This is a genomic window from Thermaerobacillus caldiproteolyticus (assembly GCF_015326725.1).
GTDB lineage: Bacteria > Bacillota > Bacilli > Bacillales > Anoxybacillaceae > Thermaerobacillus > Thermaerobacillus caldiproteolyticus.
In genome coordinates, this window is record NZ_CP064060.1 from 740,378 (window position 1) to 760,861 (window position 20,484).

General features: G+C 37.9%; 16 protein-coding genes and 1 pseudogene. 14 read left to right on the plus strand and 3 right to left on the minus strand.

Annotated features, from left to right (window positions below; genetic code table 11):
- Positions 1 to 495 precede the first annotated feature (495 nt).
- Together ISX45_RS03845 and ISX45_RS03850 are read right to left on the minus strand one after the other, a co-directional pair.
- Entirely contained in the window at positions 496 to 1,044 is a 549-nt protein-coding gene (locus ISX45_RS03845) for a helix-turn-helix domain-containing protein (RefSeq protein WP_181557274.1), read from the minus strand.
- A 20-nt stretch (positions 1,045 to 1,064) separates the two neighbouring features.
- Entirely contained in the window at positions 1,065 to 2,036 is a 972-nt protein-coding gene (locus ISX45_RS03850) for an alpha/beta hydrolase (protein ID WP_194520000.1), read from the minus strand.
- A 1,245-nt stretch (positions 2,037 to 3,281) separates the two neighbouring features.
- Here ISX45_RS03850 and ISX45_RS03855 point away from each other — a divergent pair.
- Entirely contained in the window at positions 3,282 to 4,166 is an 885-nt protein-coding gene (locus ISX45_RS03855) for a YitT family protein (protein WP_181557276.1), read from the plus strand.
- A gap of 588 nt (positions 4,167 to 4,754) precedes the next feature.
- On the opposite strand, the gene ISX45_RS03860 is transcribed toward ISX45_RS03855, so the two are convergent.
- Positions 4,755 to 5,546 (minus strand): GNAT family N-acetyltransferase, encoded by a 792-nt coding sequence (locus ISX45_RS03860; protein ID WP_194520001.1) that lies wholly within the window; start codon positions 5,544 to 5,546, stop codon positions 4,755 to 4,757.
- 910 nt (positions 5,547 to 6,456) lie between these two features.
- Here ISX45_RS03860 and ISX45_RS19395 point away from each other — a divergent pair.
- The 13 genes and pseudogenes from ISX45_RS19395 (at position 6,457) to ISX45_RS03930 (ending at position 20,484) form a co-directional block, all read left to right on the plus strand.
- A pseudogene (locus tag ISX45_RS19395) lies at positions 6,457 to 7,096 on the plus strand (chloramphenicol acetyltransferase).
- 215 nt (positions 7,097 to 7,311) lie between these two features.
- Complete coding sequence (locus tag ISX45_RS03875; protein WP_181557279.1) at positions 7,312 to 7,869, plus strand: DJ-1/PfpI family protein; 558 nt, start codon at positions 7,312 to 7,314, stop codon at positions 7,867 to 7,869.
- A gap of 459 nt (positions 7,870 to 8,328) precedes the next feature.
- Positions 8,329 to 8,823 (plus strand): ferritin family protein, encoded by a 495-nt coding sequence (locus ISX45_RS03880; RefSeq protein ID WP_220129582.1) that lies wholly within the window; start codon positions 8,329 to 8,331, stop codon positions 8,821 to 8,823.
- A 142-nt stretch (positions 8,824 to 8,965) separates the two neighbouring features.
- A complete protein-coding gene (locus tag ISX45_RS03885; RefSeq protein WP_181557280.1) occupies positions 8,966 to 9,595 on the plus strand; it encodes a YhbD family protein in 630 nt (209 codons plus the stop codon).
- A 4-nt stretch (positions 9,596 to 9,599) separates the two neighbouring features.
- A complete protein-coding gene (locus ISX45_RS03890; RefSeq protein WP_194520004.1) occupies positions 9,600 to 10,304 on the plus strand; it encodes a polymer-forming cytoskeletal protein in 705 nt (234 codons plus the stop codon).
- A gap of 13 nt (positions 10,305 to 10,317) precedes the next feature.
- Positions 10,318 to 11,049 carry a polymer-forming cytoskeletal protein gene (locus ISX45_RS03895; RefSeq protein ID WP_194520005.1) on the plus strand — a complete coding sequence of 244 codons (732 nt, stop codon included), beginning with the start codon at positions 10,318 to 10,320 and terminating at the stop codon, positions 11,047 to 11,049.
- A gap of 18 nt (positions 11,050 to 11,067) precedes the next feature.
- Positions 11,068 to 12,606 carry an MDR family MFS transporter gene (locus ISX45_RS03900; protein ID WP_194520006.1) on the plus strand — a complete coding sequence of 513 codons (1,539 nt, stop codon included), beginning with the start codon at positions 11,068 to 11,070 and terminating at the stop codon, positions 12,604 to 12,606.
- 202 nt (positions 12,607 to 12,808) lie between these two features.
- Positions 12,809 to 14,164 (plus strand): MDR family MFS transporter, encoded by a 1,356-nt coding sequence (locus ISX45_RS03905; protein ID WP_194520007.1) that lies wholly within the window; start codon positions 12,809 to 12,811, stop codon positions 14,162 to 14,164.
- A gap of 171 nt (positions 14,165 to 14,335) precedes the next feature.
- Positions 14,336 to 16,021, plus strand: coding sequence for a methyl-accepting chemotaxis protein (locus ISX45_RS03910; RefSeq protein ID WP_228485690.1), 1,686 nt, complete (start codon positions 14,336 to 14,338; stop codon positions 16,019 to 16,021).
- Between the two features lie 173 nt (positions 16,022 to 16,194).
- Complete coding sequence (gene miaA, locus ISX45_RS03915) at positions 16,195 to 17,142, plus strand: tRNA (adenosine(37)-N6)-dimethylallyltransferase MiaA (protein ID WP_181557285.1); 948 nt, start codon at positions 16,195 to 16,197, stop codon at positions 17,140 to 17,142.
- A gap of 33 nt (positions 17,143 to 17,175) precedes the next feature.
- On the plus strand, positions 17,176 to 17,400 hold the full coding sequence (gene hfq / locus ISX45_RS03920; RefSeq protein WP_181557286.1) for an RNA chaperone Hfq: 225 nt from the start codon (positions 17,176 to 17,178) through the stop codon (positions 17,398 to 17,400).
- A gap of 382 nt (positions 17,401 to 17,782) precedes the next feature.
- Positions 17,783 to 18,715: a stage V sporulation protein K gene (gene spoVK / locus ISX45_RS03925; RefSeq protein WP_181557287.1), complete on the plus strand. Its 933-nt coding sequence runs from the start codon at positions 17,783 to 17,785 to the stop codon at positions 18,713 to 18,715.
- 209 nt (positions 18,716 to 18,924) lie between these two features.
- A complete protein-coding gene (locus ISX45_RS03930; protein ID WP_194520009.1) occupies positions 18,925 to 20,484 on the plus strand; it encodes a fatty acid--CoA ligase in 1,560 nt (519 codons plus the stop codon).

Here is a 20,484-nt window from a genome sequence, read left to right on the forward strand (position 1 = left end):
TTCCCCCTTGAAAAAGTAGGAATTTTTGTGCGCAGGCGGGTAGAAGGGTACGGAACAACTTATGAAAGAGATTGAACAATTTGGCGTTTAATTAAATCTCCGCTGTTTGGCAGGGGTTTTTCTTTTTTGCGTAGTATTATTTAGGAGGCGAGCCCATGTTTGAACTTATCGGCGAAATGAGTGGTCCTGCATGTTCGGAGCCGATTAGGATAGACGATAAATTAAACACCGTCATTCACCTCAAATTCCCACAATGCTGACTCTTAATCAAAGATGAAGCCCTCTTCAAGAAGATGCTCAAAAATATTCATTTTTCAAATTGAAGATAAGATTTTTCTTTGCTTCAAACCTTTTGCTAACTATTTCTGAAATGTAACTTGGAACATCTGTCCTTTCATACGAAGAAGGCAAGTGCTTCATGAGCACTTACCTAAAAAAAGAGTGGATTTTTGGTGTATTTTATCCACTGCTATATTTGGAAAAGAACCTAAATTATTAATATTTTACTCTTTCTTCTGATTCTGGCATGGTAATCGAAGTGAAAATTCTTTTTTTGCGTTGTGGCGATGGTTTGTTATTCATTAACTTTTTCATCGCCTCACTAACGGTTTTAGCAAACTGGAAAAACTCTTCATCACTTGCATAAAATCGGGCTTGCCGAAAGCCCACTCCATCTTTTACTAAATCGATTTCCTCTCGGCTTAAATATCTTTCATAATCTGCTAAAATATTTGCGATAAATCTCATAAATATGTTCATATGTTCTTCACGACTCAATGACTGCAAATCTTCGTTTGTCAATCCACTTGACTCATTTGGCAAAGCATAAACTTTTTCAATCGTTCCCCGTATTTTTCTTTTTTCAACGATTTTAATCAATTCTGCTTCTTCTAGTTTTTTTAAATGACGATATAAAGAGGCTTGTGGAACTTCTGGGAGAAATTCCATCATCTCTTGCACAGTTAGACGTTTCCCACCAATAAGTGATTGAATGATCCGGATTCGAATTGGATGTAAAATAAGATCTGCTTTTGTTTCTTTCATATAAAGCACCTCATCGTTTTTTATTCAATAAGTGACGATTGTTCACTTTTGTAATGGTCATTTAACCATTTTTGTAAATAAAAACACAGCTCATCATGTAATGGTTTACTCGCGTTTTCCTTATATATCTTTTTTATTTTTAAAATATTGACTTCATCCTCTTGTTTCTTTAGCCCATGATCCATATTTTTTATTGTATAATACTCTAAATCTCCCTTCACTAATTTCGGCAGTCTATTTAATTTTTCTGGATTCGCTTGGATGTCTTTATCCCCTGTAATCGCTAAAGTTGAACATTCTACTTTTTCGAGATATTGAAGAACATCATACTGTAAATGCTCCCGAAACCATTTTGCATTGATTTTCCGGAATTGAACTTTTATGACATCTTTATCTGTTTGCAATATTTTATTAAAAAGTGCTTCTGCCTTTTTCTCATTTTTTTGTTCAATATTTAACATTCGCATAAGCTTTCCCTTAATCCCTTTTAGATTGTTTAATGCTTGGTAAGCGAGTTTTCTTTGTCTTAATAACGCTTCTTGTAACCGTTCCCCTGCACCAGCTAGCAAAATAAGTCCATGTATTCGCTCGATTGTGTTTAATGCTACTGCAAGCGTGGTTCCTTCACTATGCCCTAATACAATAATTCGCTGATCGTCCACTAATGGATGGTTTTTTAAAAATTGGACAGCGCTTTTTGCATCATGGACGAGATCCCACATTCCTGCTGAAAAATAATCTCCCTCACTCTCGCCAATTCCTCTTTTATCATAGCGTAAAGTAATAAAACCTAATGAAGTGATAAATGATGCTAATTGCTTATACAAATTCAATTGTAACTTTCCTTTTGCATCGTTACCATCTCGGTTCAACGGACCTGATCCAGAAAGAATCAAAACAGCAGGATAGTTTTGTTTTTTTTCATTTAACATTGATAGCGTCCCTCTTAATACGTTACCACTGCTTTCAAAAGAAATAGATTGTTCAATCATTTGAAATTCCCCTTTATTATTATTATTATTATTATTATCGATAATGATAATAATAATATATTCCGATTATTGCTTTGAAGTCAACTTTTTATAATTACCTTTTTCAAAAAATGTAACTTCTCTGCAAATAAGAACGTGTTGCCAAACACATAACGTATGAATCATGCCCATAAAAGCCCACCGCCTTGTAAATTATATACAGTGACCAAAACCAAGGAGAGAATACTATCATGATTTTTAATTTAGTTACGGAACATGTAATGAATCACGAAATCAATCCTCTTTTAGAAACATTATTTTGATACATCAATTCAGACAATTATATTTCTCATTTATAGTTCTAAATAAGCAGGAATTATACTGGGTTCCCCCATCAACGGCCGCATAGTAAGGAACGGAAAGATGCCTATGACCGGGTTTTTCCTGTCTTTTTGAATAAAAAAGAAATTTAGTGATCAGGAAATAAGTGAGCTGTGTGCATTTATTTGTTTTACAATGGCATCTCAATATTTTGGAGTTACGATGAACTTTAAAGCCAAATGAAAATCTTGAAAGAGATGAGTAAAATTTTTTAGGAAAAAGAAGGGAAGAGTAGGACTCCTGTTTTTTTGAGCACGTGACTACCGAATTGACCACACATATGATAAACAATAATGAAGATGTACAATGTTTGAGTTAGTTAAATTGCTTGAATTCAGCGCAAAATAAAATGCGAAAGTTGTTAATCAAGCGGGTGATGTTAAACATATAGGCACAAAAATCTTATTATCCTAAGACTTTGCGCTTTATTCTTTGTGATTTGACCATATTTTGATCACACCGCTTGACTTCGTGAAGTTCTTAGTGCTCTTTCAACATGATTGTACTATTGTAGCTGCATATCAGGAGTAACGAGAGGATAGATGTCCACGGTCATCTCGATAGATGAATGGCCAAGACGTTTAGAAACGATTTTCGGGTATTCCACCGACTGAAGAATAATCGTTGAAACGAATTTTCCTTACTTCTGTCTTTTCAATCATCTTGTCGAAGCGATTATAAACATAATTGGGATTTTGCGAATCACCTGTTGAATTAACTGTAGAAATGGAAGAGACGCTGGAAATTCCCAGTGAAAGCACGGTAGCGGGAATAAATGTACAAAAAGGAAGCGATGAGAATCGCATGTGCAACATTTTTAACATCATAATAAATTTTTGCTATAATAAAATGTACAGAATTATTCTATAAAAAGGAGGAACACAATTGACTGAACTGAGCAAGGTACAGATTCAACATCAACGCTTATCTAAAGCTAAAATCGTTAAAAGGGCAACTGCCATTTTTATCGGTGCTGTTCTAATGGCAGTAGGACTGGAAATCTTTTTAGTCCCTAATAAGGTTATTGATGGGGGAATAACAGGCATTTCAATTATGCTTTCGCATATTACGGGTTTGCGTCTTGGAATTTTTATTTTTCTTTTAAACCTTCCGTTCTTTTTTATGGGATATAAGCAAATTGGAAAAACTTTTGCTGTTTCCACATTGTTTGGGATTACCGTTTTATCCATTTTTACCTCTCTGTTTCATCCTGTTCCCGCCTTCACAGAAGACATTTTATTAGCTACCATTTTTGGGGGAATGATTCTCGGAATAGGAGTAGGTCTCGTCATTCGTTATGGTGGCGCTTTGGATGGCACTGAAATACTCGCTATACTCATGAACAAAAAACTCCCTTTTTCCGTTGGCGAGATCATCATGTTTTTTAATATTTTTATTCTTGGTGCTGCCGGGTTTGTCTTTACTTGGGATAGAGCGATGTATTCAATTTTAGCCTATGTGATCGCTTTTAAAACGATTGATGTTGTCATTAAAGGATTAGATGAATCAAAATCGGCATGGATTATTAGTGATAGCCCTGAAACCATTGGGAACGCCATTATGAACCGATTAGGGCGCGGTGTTACATATTTGAGCGGAGAAGGAGCATTCTCTGGTGACGATAAAAAAGTGATATTTTGTGTAATTACTCGTCTTGAGGAAGCAAAACTTAAAGAAATTGTCGAGGAAAATGATCCGAATGCTTTTTTAGCTATAGCAGATATGGCTGAAGTACGTGGCGGACGTTTTAAGAAAAGAGATATTCATTGATGTGTCTTTTTCCTAAATTACTAACAAAACTACCATTGAACTACTCCTAATTTCATTGTAATCCTCCCCTGCACATTATAAGTGGGTGTCTTCTCGCTTATTTTAGATAGAACTTAGATATTCGCAATTTTTACATGTTATACACGCTTATATAGAAGGCTTTTAAATGCCCTTCAATTAAAGCGGTAACTCAAATGGTATATAGCAGAAGGAAAAGGTGATGAAGAATATCTCATCAAAAGTGGTAACGGATGTAATAAAGCAATCGGCCGAAGCATGTCTTACAACATTTTGCGGAAGGGTGCTGAACGATACCATTTAGAAGAGATCGGAACCACATACTCCGTCAAACATTCGGCTATATTTAACCATTAATTAACAAAAATTGCATTAAAACACATCTGTCTCAATCAAGTTCAATGGGCCGAGCCATGGCGAAATCTAAGATCTAAAGGATATTGGCTGGTAAGGCTTCTGTTACATTTCAGTGTTGATTTTTAGATCACCGAAAAAAGACCGATTTAATCGGTCTTTTTTTAGCATTCTTCTTCATTATTTCTTTCGTTTGTTGGACGGTGAATAAGAGAACTACATTCTTCTAACAAATATCGAGTATTCGGTAGGGGTATCGAACCCTAATTTTTTTGCTAACTTTATTGAGGCTAGGTTATTAACGTCACAGTCCCATCTTGGAATAAAATCATTTTTTAAGCAATGATCAATAAATGCCTTAGCAGAAATAGAAGCTAAACCATTCCCTCTATATTCTTTGCGGGTTGCAATATCAATTTCAGCTATTGTATTACCAACAAATATCGATGTGCATTCACTCACAACTCTTTCGTTATGTAAAACACAATACCCAAAGCCATTTGCAAGAAAATTTGATACGGACCCCCAGTATTCTTCATAGTAGGTATGAGTAAATTCAAAGCTATTTTTGATCGTATTTTCGTCTATTCTTGTTACAGTAAACTCTTTGGGAATTTGTAATTGTTCAAAAGAATATTGATTCGGACTAAAAGCAAATGAGTATCTTTTCATTTGTATTGTTTTGTCTTCAAATAATTTATTGATTACTTTATCCCATTTTTTAGCGGACGAAAATAAAGTAAATCGAGCTTTCTTTTCCTGTACTTTATTTATATAAAACGCTTGGAGTGAATGATTAAAGTTATTGTTAGTTTCATCGCCAACAATAAAATAAATACCAGACTTTGTTCCGACTAACACTGATTGCGGACATTCTGAGTTATCTACATAAACAACTCCTGGGATAATACAATTCAAGACAGAGTAACAAAATGTTGGACAAGTCTGTGCATGGTTGCTTACTAACGGTAATACCTTTTTAAATTCACTATCTTTTAATTCTTCCAATTCAACTCACCATCCGTATTGACAAAAATTAAGTAATTTTTGTTTTTTATGAATTATTATACATAAAATATGAAGTGTGTAATTCATTTTTTATGTAATTTGTTAAATACAGTAATAATAGGAGGAGCGGATTACCTATAAATTGAAACAACTCACATTGAATAAAGCTTATGATTTTCATAATTATCCGGAAATACTTAGATATCCTTGTGAAGGAGGAAGATATAGAATTATTTCAATAATTTTGTAAGCCAAAAATGAAACATCAAGTAATAATGGAACATTCAAAAAACGTTTCTAGTGGATGAAGCAATACAAGATACTCGAGGTGAAGGGAACTTAATTCTACTTTAAATCAATCGATGTTTATTACTTGTTATAGTGTGTTTGCAGCATTTAGAAAAACCTTGCATCTATGCTTGAATTTTGAAGACAGAAAATAGTTTAAAAGATACCAAGGAAAGAGGTATCGAAAAGTATTTGAGACTGGAATGTCCAATGGATGAACGTCTTTTTAACGGATATATTGGGCTAGTACTAATGTAAATCAAATTTGGAACTTTATTGTTAGAAGAGGTAAAAGAAAAGCATGGTTTGCAGGTTAAGAAATAGTGGTAGGTTTTTATCAGGATTCGGAAGGCCCCTTGCTTTAACGATGATATTGTCCATAGATTGGTTAGGCGTCACTCATAAGAGCGGCGTTCTATAAAAGGAGATGTTGGGCATGACAGGCATGAACGAGTGAAACGGATTGGTTGTTAAAGTGGATGTTGATGTATCCGATGCATGAAAAGATTGTCTGTTTTCTTCCTTAAATCGTGATTTGCGATATTACATTAATGAGCGGAGTGTTAGTGGAAGAAGGGGGTGTGTATATCAAAAAGAATAAAATAAATAGGAGGTGTTTTTTATGCCCTTGATTTGCTTAGAAGGTGCAAGTGCAGTCGGAAAAACAACAACGTGTAGCGAAATTGAAAAGAGATACCATGCTTACATTATTCCGGAGGTGAATTTTTTATTTGAACGACCCAAAGTCGAGAGCCGGACTTGGTATGTTGAACGTCAAGTTGAACGTTGGCAGATTGCTCAAGAAAAACTCATTACACACGATATAGTGATTTTTGATGGAGATATTTTTCAGCCGCTTAGTTATAATTGGTGCTTTGATTTTCAAGTATTTAATCAAAGTTTGGAGTTCCTTGCAGATTTTTATCGAAAAAAAAATTCTTGAAAAGAAAATCGGGTTTCCTGATAAATATTTTTACCTTTTTACTAATCACGAAAATTTGAGACATCGTAAAGAAAATGATATATCTCGCAAAAGAGGTAATTTTGAAAAACATTTAGGAATTGCGGCATCGCATCAACGATATTATGAATCTCTAAACAATATTGTACCAAATTATGTTCAACTGATTGAGGCCGAAAGTGTTGATAACAATGTTGAGGCAATTATGGAGAATATATCTTATCGTTCAGATTGGAAAACTCCTTATTCATTAAATTTATTCGATGGCATTGTAGAATGGTCAACGAATAATAAAGCCTAAAAATTTTTTATATTTATTGATGGATTTAGTTTGTGGTTTCACTTGCGAAAAGAGCCAAAATTTATGTTGAGATTTTTAAATGACGAACCCCGTGAAGCAGATCATACGTTGTACCACGATCGGGGCGGCGTTTTTTTATTTAAAGGGTTTCATTGAAGATATTGCTGGTTTTCTTAATTCAATGAACGACAGTGTAACAAAAGGTGGAGAAGAAGATGAAGGTGTCTTTTATTATTTTTGAAGGGGTAACGGCTTTAGATTTTGTTGGTGTCTATGACTCAGTAACTAGACTAAAAACAATGGGTTTTATACCAGACTTAGAGTGGGATGTCTGTTCATATTCTGAAGAAGTAAAAGATGGTACGGGTCTGCGTTTTACGCCTACAAAAGTGGGACAATCCCTCCAAAATTATGATATCATTATTGTTCCAGGTGGATTTGGTACTAGGAAGTTGGTTGAGGATAATGATTTTATTCAATGGCTTAAAACGTCGGAATCTTGCAAATTAAAAGCTTCCGTTTGTACGGGGGCTCTGCTTCTTGGAAGTGCAGGATTTTTGGAAGGGAAAACAGCAACTACACATCCGAATGCTTTTAACGATCTAAAAAAATATTGCACTGTTTTGGATCAAAGAATTGTTGATGAAGGAAATATTATCACAGCAAGAGGTGTTTCTTCATCAATTGATTTAGGATTATATCTATGCGAAAAACTTGCAGGCTACGAAGCTAAAGAAAAAATTCGAATTCAGATGGATTATCGGACATCTTAGTTATCCTGCGGGGATAACTTTTATTGGCAAGCTGAGCCTGATTGTTTTGAGAAGGCTCTTTTTTGTTCATTTGATACGCTGTTTTATCAGTCAGAGAGATGGATGAATCCAAATAAAAAGAAGGAGGAGTCATTCGACTTGATTATGTGTCCACCAAATGACCGCACCGGGAGCGTTAAAAAATCATGAAGATGTATGGTTTTTTTAGCGTTTGAGTTAACAAAATTGCTGGAATTCAGTGCAAAATCAATTATTCTGTTAAGATACGACAGTCGTTAATGAAACAGAAGAGGTAAACATATAAGCGCTAAACCCTTATTATACCAAGGTTTTGCGCTTTATTTTTAAATTGGTAACACTTGATTAGGCGTAAGACGTTCATTCATATGGACGTACACCTATTTTAATGTGATTCATAGCATAAACTGACGGATATTGACAAGAAGGAGGGGGAGAAGGTTGTACCATTATCATCAAATATACGGATATAATCCTTATTCTACTTATTATAGCGTACAACAAAATAGCTTTTTGGAAAGAAATCATGGGGGAAAGTCGCAAAGAGTTTTTCGGGCTATACTTGACGCAATCAAGTCCGAAGCGGCAGCGATTGATTTTTACACTCGACTAATTCGATTGGCACCAAATGCACAGCATCAAAACGATATTCGCCATGCGTTAGAAGATGAAAAAATTCATTTAAAGCAGTTTACCGAACTTTACATCAATCTTACAGGTCAACAGCCTGTTTACAATGTAGAAAAAACAACGTTTCACTCTTATGAAGAAGGTCTTAAAATAGCCTATAAAGATGAATTAGAAGCTTATGAGGAATACCGAAATAGTTATTTATTAACTCAAGATCCTCTTATAAGAGATGTATTTTTCAAAGCGTTTACGGACGAAATCGAACATGCGATTCGTTTTGGTTTTTTGATTTTGAAACCACACTAAATACGCAAATCGCGGTTTTCTCATATAGTGAGAATATAATACAAATGGGAATTTTGCACACAATGGAGTTCCTGTTTGTATTTTTTTATTTACAACGTAACATTGTTATGTTACATTTTTATCGTGAAGGGGGTGTTCAAAAATGGAACAAGAGTTAATTTCGAAAAAAGAATTATTAGAATTAACAGGGATTTCTTATGGACAGCTTTACCGATGGAAGAGAAAAAAATTAATTCCTGAAGAATGGTTCATTCGAAAATCGACGTTTACAGGGCAAGAAACGTTTTTTCCGAAAGAAAAAATACTATCAAGAATAGAAAAAATTAAAAATATGAAAGATGATTTATCATTGGATGAATTAGCGAGTATGTTTTCTCCTAATCCTGCGGCAATTACTCTCAGTAAAGAGGAATTCACAAAACGCAACATTGTTTCGTTAACGACGTTTCGTTTTTATATAGAACAAAAAGGAGAACAGGGAGCATTTTCGTTTGCACAACTATTACAAATGTATGTACTTGAAAAACTTCTTCAAACAGGAGACGTGAGTTTAGAAGAGGGAAAACTTTTATTAGATGTATTAGAGAATCATTACTCAAAGATTCAAGGACGAAGTTGTGAGTTACTTTTCATACGCAAGATGGGGATATCGATATGGATGTTAGTTGCAAATGGAAGCGATGTGTACTTTGAAGAAGGGGTTAAAGTCGTCGTCCGACTTCATTTACCAAGTTGTATAGAGGAATTAAAAATGAAAATTTCGGAGGGATAAACAGGTGGAAAGGCCGGATTTAGTAATCGCAGGTGTTGGTAATGCTTCAGGAGGAGTTTACAACTTAGTAAAAATCGCTGGACATGGAAAGTTGCACGGTGACATTGATTGTATTGATTTTAACATTCAAGGAAATGCCACGATTCACGGAAATGTGAAAGCGAAAGTTACGCACATATCTGGTCGGGCTCATATGATCGGAACATTGCGATCGGAGCAGATTAAAATTCAAGGAAATGCCAGCATTCATGGCGACATAGAGTGTAAAGAAATTCGTTTCCACGGAAGAGGGGACGTGAAAGGGAATGTAATGGCAGAAGAAGTGTGCATTCATGGAGAAACGGAAATCGTTGGAGATTGTGCCGCAGAAGTGTTTGATGCAAGCGGTAGTTTTACGATCGGAGGATTATTAAATGCGGGAAACATTCATATCAAACTGTTCGGAAATTGCCGAGCAAAAGAAATTGGAGGGGAGAAGATTGAAGTAAAACAACAAGGAATGACGTTTTTTAAAAAGTTATTTCTTCATGTCGGATTGACTGCAGAAAGTATCGAAGGGGACGAGATTTATGTAGAACATACAAAAGCGAACGTAGTCAGAGGCAATCGAGTGACAATCGGTCCTGGTTGCGACATAGAGCTTGTTGAATATAAAGATGCGTTTCAATGTGATAAAGGAGCGAAAGTCGGCAGCTATAAAAAAATATGAAGGAGAGACAGTTATGGGAAATCATCATCCGCGTCATCTAACGGTGAATGGCTCGGCCATGACTTCTGGAGGAACGTTCAACAAAGTAAAAATTCGTGGAGATGGCACAATCAATGGTGACTTGCGTTGTGATCAATGGAAGGTATTTGGAAATGCTAATGTAAGCGGAAATGTCGAAGCGAAGACGGTAGACGTTTTCGGTCAAGCAAATATAAGAGGGAATGCTGAAGTAGGATCAATAAAAATTTTTGGTGAGATGGATATACATGGATATTCTGTCATAAAGGATTTAAACCTTCGCGGAGTGGTTCGTATTAGTGAAAATTTAGTGGGTGGAGCGATTCATGGTTATGGGGAAATAAAGATAGACCATGATTGTGAAGCGGACTCTTTTTCTGTAAAAGGAGTTGTTGAGGTTGGCAAGACGTTAAATGCCGAACACATTGATCTTTATCTTCATGTCGCAGATAGCCGCATTGCTGAAATTGGTGGAAAAACAATTCGTGTTACAAAGAGTAAGGTATTTAATGTTCTTCATTTTCTGAAACGATTGTCTCATGATTCGGCAAAGCTATGGGTAGAAACGATTGAAGGAGATGAGATTTATTTAGAGCATACAAACGCCAAAATCGTAAGAGGCAACCACATCGTCATTGGTCCCGGCTGCGATATAGAGCTTGTAGAATATCAAGAAAGTTTTCAACAAGATGAAAAAGCAACGGTGAGAGAAAGCAAAAAAATATAAATTTAGAAGGGGATTGTTATGGAAAGGAAAGAACCGAGAATCGGATGGATTGTTGTTGGTTTATTATTAGGAATTTTCGTGGCGTCCATGGATAATACGATTGTTGCGACAGCGATGGCGACGATTGTCGCTGATTTAGGAGGACTTGACAAGTTTGTTTGGGTTACATCCGCTTATATGGTTGCTGAGATGGCGGGTATGCCTATTTTTGGAAAACTATCGGATATGTACGGGCGAAAACGGTTTTTTATATTTGGATTAATCGTCTTTTTAATTGGTTCGATGTTATGTGGTATTGCCCAAAACATTGTACAGCTTAGCATTTTTCGAGCAATTCAAGGGATTGGTGGCGGTGCCCTAGTTCCGATTGCGTTTACGATTATGTTTGATATTTTTCCGCCGGAACAACGAGGGAAAATGGGCGGTCTTTTCGGTGCGGTATTTGGCTTGTCCAGTATATTTGGTCCGCTGCTCGGTGCCTATATTACTGATTATTTGAATTGGCGCTGGGTGTTTTATATTAACATCCCGCTTGGTTTTCTATCATTCTTATTGTTGGCCTTTTTTTATCGCGAGTCACCGAAACATACGAAGCAAAAAATTGATTGGTTGGGAGTTATGACGCTCGTTCCAGCGATTGTATGTTTAATGTTTGCCCTTGAACTAGGTGGAAATAAATATGAATGGGATTCTCATATCATCATTAGTTTATTCTCTGCTTTTGCTGTTTTATTTTTGCTGTTTCTTTATGTGGAGGCGAAAGCACAAGAGCCGATTGTTTCCTATCATATGTTTAGAAAGCGTTTGTTTGCCGCCAGCAATCTTGTTGGCTTTTTTTCTGGAGCAACATTTATTGTCGCAACTGTCTACATTCCGCTCTTTATTCAAGGGGTGACGGGCGGTTCGGCAACGAATTCTGGATTAATTTTGTTGCCGATGATGTTAGCGACGACCGTATCTGCGCAATTAGGTGGGTTTTTGGCGAGTAAAATGAGTTACCGCAACGTCATGATCATTTTTACAGCGGTGTTTGTGATTGGTATGTTTTTGCTTAGCACCATTACGACCGAAACGTCACGCCTTACGGTTACGTGGTATATGATTATTACGGGATTAGGGATTGGGGCCTCTTTTTCCGTATTAGGGATGGCGGCGATCCACCATTTTCAAGAAACAGAAAGAGGAGCGGCTAGCTCGACTAGCTCCTTTTTACGGTCACTTGGAATGACGATTGGTATTACAATATTTGGGATCATCCAACGAAATCTGTTTACTGATCGATTAACTGACGTGTTTAAGGGAATGTCGCATGGAGTGCAAAGCATGAATGTTCAAGATCCTCGAGCGATTCTTTCTCCGGAAGCACGTGCGCACATTCCAGCCCCTGTGCTTGAAAAAATCACAGCAGCGTTATCTTCTTCCATTGCTCATACGTTTATGTGGAGCCTTATTCCGGCATTGCTTACGTTTTTATTTGTGTTTTTCATGACGAATGACCGATTAACGATGACTTACACTACACAATCATTTAAAGCAAATGAAGAAAATGTAAATTAATATATTTTTTCATCTATCTCAGCGAGGCGTCATATATCTAGTCGAAAGATCGGATCCAAAAATAGTCCGAGCCCTTTCTATAATAAATAGAAGGGGCTCTTTTTTTCTGAGGAATGTTTTAAGCATTTTTTTTGTAGAAAAACAAATTCATCATGTAAAATAAAATATTCCAATAACAGAGAAAAAGAGGAGGATACATAACGTGAACAGTCGGACTTCGGTTATGGTAAGCATCGTTCTGGCGATGTTAGTGGCATCGATGGATACGACGATTATGAATACGACGATGCCAATTATTGCAAAGGAATTAGGAGGTTTTTCGCTTTATGCTTGGTCGTTTGCTTCATACATGATTACGACGACCGTTCTTTCCCCAATCGCAGGGAGACTATCCGACATTTTTGGTAGAAAGAAAGTGTTTAGCTTTGGAATTGGACTCTTTTTAATCGGGTCACTCCTCTGCGGGATGTCACAAAGCATGATACAACTTGTTATATTCCGTGCGATTCAAGGGATTGGCGCTGGATTTATGATGCCGTTTCCTGCGATTATTGCTGGAGATTTATTTCCTGTTGAAAAGCGCGGAAAAATTCAAGCATTTTTTACCGCGATGTGGGGGATTTCTGCTGTTCTTGCGCCCCTATTAGGCTCTTTGTTCGTGGAGTATATGTCATGGCGCTGGATTTTTTATGTCAACATTCCGATTTGTCTTCTTTCTTTATTGACGTTGTTGCCGTATAAGGAAGTGTACGAGCCCAAAAAAGCAGCGATTGACTATATCGGTGCTGTATTGTTTGCGCTGGCGATTAGCTTGCTTCTGCTTGTTACGGTTGTCAAAAGCAACCAATGGATTTACATTGTCATTGGAGCATTGGTGCTTGTTGTTTTTTATATGTATGAGAAAAAGCAAGTCTCGCCTCTTGTTCCGTTATCGTTAGTTCATCATCAAACATTGAAATGGATGAATATCAATGGGTTTGTCAGTTGTGTTGCACTGTTTGGAACATCGAGCTACATCCCGCTATTTTTACAAAATATCGCACATCAATCTGTATTTGTAAGCGGTGTTGCTCTTCTTGGGGCATCGATTGGCTGGATGATCGCCGCTGTACCAGCCGGAAAATGGATCTTACAATATGGCTATCGTTTCTTATTGATCATCGGCAACCTTCTTCTCGTGATATGTGGATTATTGCTGGCACTTTTAAATGAACATCATGGTTTCTTTTATGTGTTTTTTGTGATGTTCATTCAAGGATTGTCGTTCGGTCTTACTTCGACTGTCGGTATTATCGGCTCACAACAGTTAGCGAAGGCGCATGAAAAAGGAATTGCCACGTCATTTTTCATGTTTTGCCGGAATATCGGAACCGCGATCGGGGTCACGATTATGGGAGCATTCTTAACAAAAGCGGTTGATTTTATGACTGGAATCCACCATTTATTTTTATTTGGATTTGCCGGCAGTCTTGTTGCCTTATTGACATCCTTTTTGATCCAAGATGAGCCAACAACAAACAAGAAAAATATCGCGGAAGGCAAAGAAATGATTCAATAAAGCATGGAAAAACTCAATAGCTCTTTTCCGATAAAAAAGATAGAATAGGAAGGAATCTTTAAAAAATTTGACGGTTTTCGCCTAGTTGGTTTCTTTCTATTCATGTTTCAACAAAGTCTGAGTTGCTTGAAGAAAAAAAGATATGGGTGAATGGAGGACCTCGCTGTGAAGATGACAGTAAGAAAAAAGTTGTTTGCTGGGTTTTCGGCTGTTTTAGCTATTTTAGCTGTAATCGTTGCGATGGCTTATTATGAAATTAAATTAATAGACAATCGTTATATAAACTTAGTTGATGATAAAGTAAAAAAATTAGTGTCAGTCCAAGAATTGGAAACTATCATTAAGCAAGAACAGGGAAGTATGCGCGGGTATTTAATTACTGGTGACGATACATCATTAACAAACTTTAATAAAGCTCATGATGAATATGGACAATTAAGTAATGAATTAGCAAAAACGCTCACTCAAACCGAAGCAAAGGAGCTGCTTGTACGTTTAGATCAATTGGAACTGGAATTTTACCAATTTGGGAAAGAAGTGTTTCAACTAAAACGCCAAAATAATGTACAACGCTATACGGAATTAGTTGCTACAAAAGGTCGAGAAATCATGAAGCAGTTTGACGAAACGGCTGATCAATTAACAAAATTGCAGCAACGTTCATTAGACGAAGGCAGTCGTTCAACCACTTTAAGAGCGCAATCTATTCAGAATTGGATCATTATTTATGGACTTGTTGCTATGTTAGTCGGTGCATTCGTTGCTTTTTATATTAGCCAGATCATTTCCCGTCCTGTGATGGCGCTGTCGGAAGCTGCAAAACAAATTGCTGCTGGAGATCTTACAGGTGCTGAAATTAAGGTGAAAAATAGAGATGAAATTGGTGAATTAGCAACATCATTTAACCAAATGGCGAAACATTTGCGAGAAGTAATTCGAGAAGTGGTGATGAATGCAGAGCAGGTAGCAGCATCGTCTGAGCAGTTGACAGCAAGCGCAGAACAAACAAGCAAAGCGACCGAGCAAATTGCTGTAACAATGCAGGATGTAGCTTTAGGAGTAGAAAAACAAGTCCAAAGCGTAGAAAAAACATCGGAAACGGTTCAAATCATGTCAAAAGGTGTTCACCACATTGCTGAGCGGGCTCAAAATGTAGCCGCAATCGCTGGAAATACTTCAGAAAAAGCGTTAGAAGGCGGAGAAACGATTCGAACAGCTGTTGATCAAATGAACTCCATCAACGAAACGGTAACGAATTTAGCAAGCGTTGTAAAAGGGCTAGGAGAACGTTCTGAACAAATCGGGAAAATTATTGAAGTCATTACAGGGATTGCGGAGCAAACGAATTTGTTGGCATTAAACGCAGCGATTGAAGCAGCACGGGCAGGTGAACACGGACGAGGCTTTGCTGTCGTAGCAGATGAAGTTCGAAAATTAGCGGAGCAATCGGCGGAATCTGCGCAACAAATCTCGGCGCTTATTGCGACGATTCAACAAGAAACAAATGAAGCCGTTCAATCGATGGCAATAGCGACAAAAGAAACAGCGAATGGAATTCATGTTATTCATACAGCCGGGAAAACATTTGGTCAAATTAAAGAAGCCATTAATGAAGTGGCGGCACAAATCCAAGAAGTTTCTTCCTCGGTCCAACAACTGTCTGCAGGGGCCGAGCAAATTGTTCAGTCTATGCAATTGATTAGTAACATCGCCGAATCAGCGGCTGCAGGAACGCAAGAAGTATCAGCAGCAACGGAAGAGCAATTAGCTTCCATGGAGGAAATCTCTTCCTCTTCTGTTTCGCTATCCAAAATGGCGGAAGACTTACAACACCTCGTTCAGAAATTCAAAATATAATGGTATGGTTTGTTCACTTGAGGATCTTGCCTGTAGGCGGGATCCTTTTATGTATCTTTGTTTATTGCTTTCTATGATTAATGGTTTCGTAGAAAACATCGTGATATTTTTTGCTATGCTTGGGTATAATAAATAAGTGTTACACAACTGTATAGAAAGTAGTGGTTTCGTTTATGGGAGAGAAATTGGTTGTTATTATTGGTCCGACGGCTGTAGGGAAGACAAAAATGAGCATCGAACTTGCGAAACGGTTAAATGGGGAAATCATTAGCGGCGATTCGATGCAAATTTATAAAGGAATGGACATTGGTACAGCGAAAATCAAACCGGAAGAAATGGAAGGAATCCCGCATCATTTGCTTGATATTAAAGAGCCGGATGAATCATTTTCTGTTGCTGAATTTCAGCAGCTCGTTCGCCCGTTAATTCGCGAGATTACGAGGCGTGGAAACTTGCCAATGATCGTTGGCGGAACCGGTCTCTATATACAATCCGTGATTTACGATTATCGTTTTTCTGATGCTCCTTCTAATGAAACGTATCGCCGTCATCTAGAATGTATCGCTGAGGAAAAAGGGGGGATGACCCTTCATGAAAGGTTAAAAAAAATCGATCCGCAAAGCGCAGAGCGAATTCATCCACATAATGTACGTCGTGTCATCCGTGCGCTAGAAGTTTACCATTGCACGGGAAAAACGATGACGGAATGGCAAAAAACACAAACTCCCGAGCTTCTTTATGACGTCGCATTAGTTGGGTTAACAATGGAGCGGGAGCAATTGTACCGTCGCATTGACGAGCGGGTTGATCAAATGATCGCTGAAGGATTGCTTCAAGAGGTAAAATCCTTATATGAGCAGGGAATTCGCGACTGCCAATCGATTCAAGCGATCGGGTATAAGGAATTTTATGCATATTTAGATGGACACATGTCTTGGGAGGAAGCAGTGGAACAGTTAAAACGAAATTCGCGTCGTTATGCGAAACGACAGCTTACATGGTTTCGCAATAAAATGCCTGTCCAATGGTTTGATATGACCGATCTCTCAGCCTTTGCGGAGAAAACCGAGGAAATTTTGCGTTACATAGCAGGAAAGCTTCGATTAGAAGCGAATATATAAAAAGTAGGTAGAGAGAAAAGAGGAGGACGATTCATGAAAAATTCAATTAACATTCAAGACCAATTTTTAAACCAATTGCGTAAGGATGGCACACAAGTAACTGTATTTTTGCTTAATGGCTTTCAACTTCGCGGCTTTGTAAAAGGGTTTGATAATTTTACGGTTCTTTTGGAAGTACAAGGCAAACAGCAGCTTATTTATAAGCATGCTATTTCTACGTTTGCCCCAGAAAAGAATGTTCAGTTTGAAACTGAATAAACGATACAAAAAGCGGAGAGTTGCCTAGATAAAGAGGAATTCATATGGAAGGCAATTTCTCTATCATTGGTATACATGTTTCAAAGTATCTGCCTGTGAAAGGCGGATACTTTTTTTATTCGTAAAAACAAATGTGGACGAATACAATATACAAAAAATATTTCTCGGGAAAGCGCAAAAATAGACAGTGAATGTCGGAATGTGTCGTCGTTTCCTTGTTCCTAGGCGATTGTCACGAATTCGCGATGATGTACGTATACTGATAAGGAACGAAAAGGGGATATGGTATATAGTGTTTACAAACGGGATGGAACGTATATCGAAGAATGTAATCTTGATATGCGCCCAAGGACTGAAATTGTTAAAGTGAGGTGACGTTCCTTTGTCAGAATTAACGATGAATAAGGCAAAAGGACAAATTAATATCGTCTTAAACTCAAAGAATAGCAGTCATTTAGTAAAAGATGAGCGGAACGAGCAATTTAATTACGAAGAACATATTGTGTTAAAAGAAATTCAAAAAGAATTAGATCAGCTCATCGGATTAGAAAACGTCAAAAAAATTATTAAAGAAATTTATGCGTGGTTATACATTAATAAAATAAGAAAAGAGAATGGTTTGAAGTCAAACAGACAAGCGCTGCACATGATTTTTAAAGGCAATCCCGGCACAGGCAAAACGACGGTGGCGCGTTTATTAGGAAAATTGTTTTTCGAAATGAATGTTCTCTCAAAAGGACATTTTATCGAAGCAGAGCGTGCGGATTTAGTGGGAGAATATATCGGACATACAGCCAATAAAACAAGAGATTTAATTAAGAAGGCTCGCGGCGGCATTTTGTTTATTGATGAAGCGTACTCATTGGCGCGCGGAGGGGAAAAAGATTTTGGAAAAGAAGCGATCGACACCCTTGTAAAAGGAATGGAAGATTATTGTGAAGATTTAGTCGTCATTCTTGCCGGATATCCAGCAGAAATGGATTATTTTCTTTCCTTAAATCCAGGACTACCGTCGCGATTTCCATTAATTATTGAGTTTCCTGATTACACCGTGGATGAATTAGTGAACATCGCCAAACAAATGTTGCGCGAGCGCGAGTATGAATTTACGTTTGAAGCGGAACGGAAACTGTATTACCATATTGAAGAGTTGCTTGAAGCGAAAAACCATAAAAAGTTTAGTAATGGTCGCTATGTGCGAAACTTAATCGAAAAAGCAATTCGCAAACAAGCGGTACGCTTGTTACATGAAGGACGTTACGATAAAAAAGAACTCATGCTTATTCGTGACCGTGATCTAATCGTCGGTTCATAGGAAAGGAGGGTTTGTTTATGACCTTCCTTATTTTTGTTGTATAAAAGGATTTTTCGCTGGTACGTAGAATTTGATAAATGAGGGAAGGTGCATATTAAACATTCGGAATAATTTAAATAGATATTCGATTGTGTAATATTCGTTTTCCCTTCTCGATAAGATGGTAATGGCTCTTTTATACGATGAAACGGTAAAGGGGGAAGAGAAAGTTGTATGTAACCATTGGTGAAGTATTTTCACAGACGGTACGAAAATTTCCGAAGAAGGAAGCGCTTGTCGATGTCAGCAAAGGACTTCGCTACACATATGAACAATGGGAAACGGAAGTAAACCGATTGGCCAACGCCTTGATCGAGGCCGGCGTGAGAAAAGGGGATCGCGTTTCCACTGTTCTGTTTAATACGAGCGAATTGGCAACGACTTTTTTTGCTTGCGCCAAAATCGGAGCGATTTTTAATCCGATTAATTTTCGGTTGAAGGAAAAAGAAATCGCTTACATTTTTAGCGATGCCGAACCGAAAATCGTTCTATTTGAAAAAGCGGTTGAGCCGCACATAACAAGCATTCACGAAACATTCCCTCACATTTCGTTTTGGTACATTGACGAAGACACACCAAACTATGCAATGAATTACCACGAACGCGTCAAACAAGCTCCAGCAACATCTCCCCGCATCGGCGTATCAGAAGACGATATTTACGCGATTATGTATACAAGTGGGACAACGGGAAGGCCAAAAGGAGTGATGCATCGCCATCGCGATATGATCGAACAAAGTCTTATTTGTAATTCAGTAATGCACATTCGCGATACAGATCGCGGGCTTGTCAGCGCTCCGATGTTCCACTGCGCAGAATTGCATTGCTGTTTCTTGCCGCGCGTTCATGCCGGAGCAGCAAACATCATCCTCCATCATTTTGATCCGAAGCAAGTATTGCGTGTAATTGAACAAGAAAACATTACCGTTTTCTTTGCCGCCCCGACAATGTGGAATATGCTTTTGCAAGAGAGGCTTGAAGACTATGATTTGTCATCGCTTCGTGTCGGATTGTACGGCGCTGCTCCCATGGCTCCAGTCCTTGTAAAAGAATGTAAGAAACGATTAGGAATCGACTTAATTCAAGCATATGGAATGACCGAAATGGGACCTGCGGTGACGTTTTTATTTGAAAATGAACAATTGACAAAAGCCGGTTCTGCGGGGCGTGCTTGCTTAAACCACGAAATTCGTATCGTAAAGCCGAGAGAGGAAGGACCGTCCGACCCGGATGACGTATTGCCGCCGGGGAAGGTGGGGGAAATTGTTGTGAAAGGTCCGTGCATGATGATCGGTTACTACAATCGTGAAGAAGCCACCACAAAGGCGATGTATAAAGGCTGGTACCATTCTGGAGATTTAGGATATATGGACGAGGACGGCTATTTATATGTTGCTGACCGTGTCGATGACATGATTATTAGCGGCGGTGAAAACGTATATCCGCGCGAAGTGGAGGATGTCTTATATGAACATAAAGGCGTGCTTGATGTCGCCGTTCTTGGAGAGCCAGATGAAACATGGGGAGAAAAAGTTGTCGCGTTTGTCGTGAAAAAAGATCCGCACTTAACAGCAGAAGAGTTAGAAGAGTTTTGTAAAAACAGCGATAAACTAGCTGCTTACAAACGGCCGCGTGCTTACTACTTTGTTGGCGCATTGCCGCGTAACGCAAGCGGGAAAATTCAAAAGTTTTTGCTTCGTGAACAAATGAAAAAAGCAACGTCATCGTAG